This is a genomic window from Hymenobacter agri (genome assembly GCF_054778495.1).
In genome coordinates, this window is record NZ_BAAGZM010001036.1 from 1 (window position 1) to 968 (window position 968).

2 protein-coding genes are annotated in these 968 nt (G+C 64.3%); one reads left to right on the top strand and one right to left on the bottom strand.

Annotation, left to right across the window (positions count from 1 at the left end):
- Position 1: 1 nt before the first annotated feature.
- Positions 2 to 622, bottom strand: coding sequence for a histidine phosphatase family protein (locus ACYVDE_RS24280; protein ID WP_460504095.1), 621 nt, complete (start codon positions 620 to 622; stop codon positions 2 to 4).
- Positions 623 to 755: 133 nt separating this feature from the next.
- Here ACYVDE_RS24280 and ACYVDE_RS24285 point away from each other — a divergent pair.
- The coding region (locus ACYVDE_RS24285) for a hotdog fold thioesterase (RefSeq protein WP_460504096.1) at positions 756 to 968 on the top strand (213 nt) is incomplete at its 3' end.

Genomic DNA, 968 nt, shown 5'->3' on the forward strand with positions numbered 1-968 from the left:
GTCATCCTGCCGGCTGCAAATGCGTCACGTCTAGGAAATTCTTCACCGTGAACATGCTGCCAGTATATTCCAGCTTGTACAGGCATAAGTTGCTGTGCTCGAAGCCATCCATGCAGCTAAGCGGGTAGTTGAGCAGCTGGCAGAGCAGCACGCGCAGGGCCCGGCCGTGCAGGCAGACCAGCACGGTGCGCTCGTCGTCACGGGCTTTCAGCAGCTCGATGAAAGGGCGCTGGCGGGCGGCTACTTCCTCGGGGCTTTCGCCGCCCAGCAGGCGGGCGTGGGTGTCGCCGGCGGCCCAGCCGGCCAGCACGCGGCGGTACTCCTCGTCCTCTTCCATCGTGATGCGGGTGCCCTCGCGCACGCCCCAGCTTATCTCGTTGAGGCCGGGGTGGGCTTCGTGAGGCAGGCCGAGGTCGAGAAACTGCTGCACCGACTCGTGGGTGCGGCGCAGCGTGGAGGTGTACACCTTATCGAAGGGTACGTGGCCATAAGCGGCAAAGAAGCGGGCCGCCTGCTGCCGGCCGGTGTCGTTCAGGCTCGAATCGACGCCGCTGCCCTGCACAATGCCGCGCACGTTGAAATCGGTTTGGCCGTGGCGTAGGAGAAAGATGGTCCGGGGCATGACGGGGCGAGTAGTTTTGCGTAATCGTACGTCAACAATATGTCAAAGTACGCGTTTTTACCCTGACTTTCGCCCTTCGCGGCCGAAAAAACGCCGCTGACGCCCCGCGCAACTTTCCCCCTCCTCCCCCACTATGACCCCACTGGAACAAGTGCAACGCTGGACGGCCTCGCGCCCCACCCTGGCCGATGCCCTCGGCATGGAAATCACGGCCGTAACTGATGAGTACATCGAAGGCCGCATGCCCGTCGATGGCCGCACGCACCAGCCCATGGGCCTGCTGCACGGCGGCGCCTCGGTGGCGTTTGCCGAAACGCTGGGCAGCATCGCCGCCAGCCTGCGCCTG

Bases quoted from the DNA above. Each gene is read 5' to 3' on its own strand.
- ACYVDE_RS24280 (WP_460504095.1), bottom strand. From the start codon at position 622: ATGCCCCGGACCATCTTTCTCCTACGCCACGGCCAAACCGATTTCAAC.